At 53.8% G+C, this 2,909-nt stretch carries 6 protein-coding genes; 4 read left to right on the forward strand and 2 right to left on the reverse strand.

All coding sequences use genetic code 11. From position 1 onward, the window contains the following. Positions 1–73 precede the first annotated feature (73 nt). Positions 74–478: a hypothetical protein gene (locus AAKU61_RS22315; RefSeq protein WP_354335803.1), complete on the reverse strand. Its 405-nt coding sequence runs from the start codon at positions 476–478 to the stop codon at positions 74–76. Between AAKU61_RS22315 and AAKU61_RS22320 the strand changes: the two genes are divergently transcribed. Further along, positions 477–671: an energy transducer TonB gene (locus tag AAKU61_RS22320; RefSeq protein ID WP_322118043.1), complete on the forward strand. Its 195-nt coding sequence runs from the start codon at positions 477–479 to the stop codon at positions 669–671. The two genes, AAKU61_RS22315 and AAKU61_RS22320, sit on opposite strands and share 2 nt — an antisense overlap. A 16-nt stretch (positions 672–687) precedes the next feature. Here AAKU61_RS22320 and AAKU61_RS22325 read toward each other — a convergent pair whose 3' ends face one another. Next, positions 688–918, reverse strand: coding sequence for a hypothetical protein (locus tag AAKU61_RS22325; RefSeq protein ID WP_354335805.1), 231 nt, complete (start codon positions 916–918; stop codon positions 688–690). Between the two features lie 25 nt (positions 919–943). Here AAKU61_RS22325 and AAKU61_RS22330 point away from each other — a divergent pair, with 25 nt between their 5' ends. The 3 genes from AAKU61_RS22330 (at position 944) to AAKU61_RS22340 (ending at position 2,909) form a co-directional block, all read left to right on the forward strand. After that, entirely contained in the window at positions 944–1,816 is an 873-nt protein-coding gene (locus AAKU61_RS22330; RefSeq protein WP_354335807.1) for a MotA/TolQ/ExbB proton channel family protein, read from the forward strand. A 163-nt stretch (positions 1,817–1,979) separates the two neighbouring features. Beyond that, positions 1,980–2,408, forward strand: a complete 429-nt coding sequence (locus AAKU61_RS22335; protein ID WP_322118046.1) for an ExbD/TolR family protein — start codon at positions 1,980–1,982, stop codon at positions 2,406–2,408. 72 nt (positions 2,409–2,480) lie between these two features. Beyond that, positions 2,481–2,909: an ExbD/TolR family protein gene (locus AAKU61_RS22340; RefSeq protein ID WP_322118047.1), complete on the forward strand. Its 429-nt coding sequence runs from the start codon at positions 2,481–2,483 to the stop codon at positions 2,907–2,909.

The raw sequence follows: 2,909 nt of genomic DNA on the forward strand, positions 1-2,909 counted from the left end.
TAGGTATGGATTTTTCAAATCACCAGCAAGAGCCGGGCAAGAAGGTGTTCGGGATAGGGCTGGTAATCGCATTTCACATATTGCTCGTGTATGCCCTGATCAACGGACTCGGCGTCAAAGCAGTCGAATACATCATGAAGCCGATGGAAACCAAGCTGGTCGAAGAGATCAAGCCACCGCCACCGCCGCCAGATGTACCGCCACCGCCGCCGCCCAAGCTGATGGCACCGCCGCCGCCGTTCATACCACCGCCAGAAGTCCAGGTGCAACAACAGGTCGTCACGCCCAACACCATCACCCAGGTATCCCAGGTCAAGCCGGACAGCAATGTCCTGCCGAAAACGGTCGCCCAACCTGTTGTCGAAAACAAGCCCGCCGGCCCCTCTATGGTGCCAGGCGTGATTGACTTCAAAGCCGCCGGTTGCATACCAGAATACCCAAGAGCCTCGTTACGCAACGAAGAAACAGGCACCGTCATGCTCTCCGTCGTCATCGGCGCTGACGGCAACGTCACCGACGTCAAGATCGACAAATCCAGCGGATTCAGAGGACTCGACAACGCCGTACGTGCCCAATTACTCTCCGGCACCTGCAAAAACAAACCTGGTACCGTGGACGGCAAGCCCCAAACGACCACCACCAAAGTGCAATACGTCTGGAAGCTCGACTAAGACTGCCTAAGACATATTAGAAATAAACACGAGAAATACCAGCAGTACCAAGAAACACACCAAACCCGGGCCAGCCAAGCCACACGCCAAGCCAGCCCGGGTCAGCACTACCGAACAAAGCAACACCAGTAACTCTTACAGTAAGTCTCGCAGTAACTCTAAGTAAGGCCAAGCAAACGCCAGCCAAGCCAGGCAAACGTAAGCCAACCCAAATAACAGCAACAGTAACAACAACAGCATTTGACATGCCAATTTACGAAGGAAGTACGCACATGAAATTCAGTCTGAAAGCCCTCCTGGCCGCCGCCGTGATCACCCTCACCACCAGCGTCGTCACTGCCCAAGCCCAAACACCAGAAGCTAGTGCTCCTGCCGCCTCCGCCAGCGCCGCCGCACCAGCTGCAGCCGCCCCAGCAGAAGCCCCAGCCGCCACTGACCTCACACCAGCCGCAGCCCCAGTAGACAAAGACAAAGTCGTCGACAACCCATACGGCCTCGACGCCCTCTGGAAAGGCGGCGACTTCGTCACCAAAGGCACACTCTTCCTCCTGTTCATCATGTCCATGGGCAGCTGGTACATCCTCATCACCAAAATTATTGACCAATTCAAATTAGGTGGCCAAGCCAAAGAAGCGCAAACCAAGTTCTGGAAAGCCGCCTCCGTCAACGCTGGCGTCACCAGCCTCAAAGAAGGCAGCCCATTCCGCTTCATCGCCGAATCCGCCACCAAAGCCAGTGACCACCACGAAGGTGCTCTGTTAGAACAAATCGACCTCAACTCCTGGATCTCCATGTCCATCCAACGCGCCGTCGACAAAGTACAAAGCCGTCTGCAAGATGGTCTGGCTTTCCTCGCCACCGTTGGTTCCACCGCGCCATTCGTAGGACTGTTCGGTACGGTATGGGGTATTTACCACGCGCTGACCGCCATTGGTGCAGCAGGACAAGCCTCCATTGACAAAGTCGCCGGCCCAGTTGGTGAAGCCTTGATCATGACCGCCATTGGTCTCGCTGTGGCGGTTCCAGCCGTACTCGGTTACAACTTCCTGGTACGTCGTAACAAAACTGCCATGGAAAACATCCGTGCCTTCAGCGCTGATCTGCACTCCGTCGTCTTGTCTGGCGTGATGTCCAAAAAAGCCTAAGTCCTTACTTGGCATAGGCAACAAGGCTGCAAATGACCGCAGCCAAATTATTGCCAAAACGCGTACAACAGTAAGCAACACAAGAAGAGGTGGCAGTGCCACCTCCTCCTGAACGAAACACAAAGTACAGTCTCAGTATCTGTCATCTGAAAGAGAACACACTATGGCAATGGCAATCGGCAACGATGGTGACGGCGAAGACGAAGTCAACAGCACCATCAACACCACCCCATTGGTCGACGTCATGTTGGTCCTGCTGATCATCTTCCTGATCACCATCCCAGTCGTCACCCACACGGTTCCGGTCAAGCTCCCGGCGGAAATTAACCAACCGTACAAAACCAAACCAGAAAACATCACCATCGCGATTAACAAAGACGGTGACATGTTCTGGAACGAAGCCCCGGTCGCAGACACCAATGTTTTATTTGAAAAGCTCAAAGCGGTCACGAACCAGGTACCACAACCGGAACTCCATATCCGTGGTGATCAAAACACCCGCTACGAATTTGTCGGCAAAGTCATCCTCACCGCCCAGCGCGCCGGGATCGCCAAAGTCGCCTTTGTGACAGAACCACCGCCGAAGAACTAAGTAAGAGCGAAGCTAGAACGAAGCAACGACGGCAGTCACCAGCGGTAAGAGTGAAAGAACGAAAGGAATAGTATGGGTATGCAATTAGGCTCAGGGAACTCGAGCGAACCGGAAGTCATGATCGAAATGAACATGACCCCCCTGATCGACGTCATGTTGGTCTTGATTATCATGTTAATTATTACCATCCCAATTCAGAACCACGCGGTCAATCTGAATATGCCGGTGAATTCACAATCCAAACAGACTGAGCCACCAGTGGTGATCTCAATTGACGTCGACTTTGACGGCACGGTACTGTGGGACGGTGTAGCGATTCAGAACAATGCCGAGTTGGAATCCAAACTGACGGCAGTGGCGGCGACGCCGAATCAACCGGAAGTGCACTTACGTCCGAACAAGCTGGTACCGTATAAAGCGGTGGCGCATGTGATGGCGGAGGCGCAACGACTGGGCGTCAATAAGATCGGTATGGTTGGTAATGAGCAGTTCTTGAAGTGA

The organism is Undibacterium sp. GrIS 1.2, from assembly GCF_040544435.1.
GTDB lineage: Bacteria > Pseudomonadota > Gammaproteobacteria > Burkholderiales > Burkholderiaceae_D > Undibacterium.

What these genes read in the sequence shown, in the direction of transcription:
- AAKU61_RS22320 (WP_322118043.1), top strand. Translation starts at nt 477, where the DNA reads ATGCTCTCCGTCGTCATCGGCGCTGACGGCAACGTCACCGACGTCAAG.
- AAKU61_RS22315 (WP_354335803.1), bottom strand. Translation starts at nt 478, where the DNA reads ATGACGGTGCCTGTTTCTTCGTTGCGTAACGAGGCTCTTGGGTATTCT.
- AAKU61_RS22325 (WP_354335805.1), bottom strand. Translation starts at nt 918, where the DNA reads ATGTCAAATGCTGTTGTTGTTACTGTTGCTGTTATTTGGGTTGGCTTA.
- AAKU61_RS22330 (WP_354335807.1), top strand. Translation starts at nt 944, where the DNA reads ATGAAATTCAGTCTGAAAGCCCTCCTGGCCGCCGCCGTGATCACCCTC.
- AAKU61_RS22335 (WP_322118046.1), top strand. Translation starts at nt 1,980, where the DNA reads ATGGCAATGGCAATCGGCAACGATGGTGACGGCGAAGACGAAGTCAAC.
- AAKU61_RS22340 (WP_322118047.1), top strand. Translation starts at nt 2,481, where the DNA reads ATGGGTATGCAATTAGGCTCAGGGAACTCGAGCGAACCGGAAGTCATG.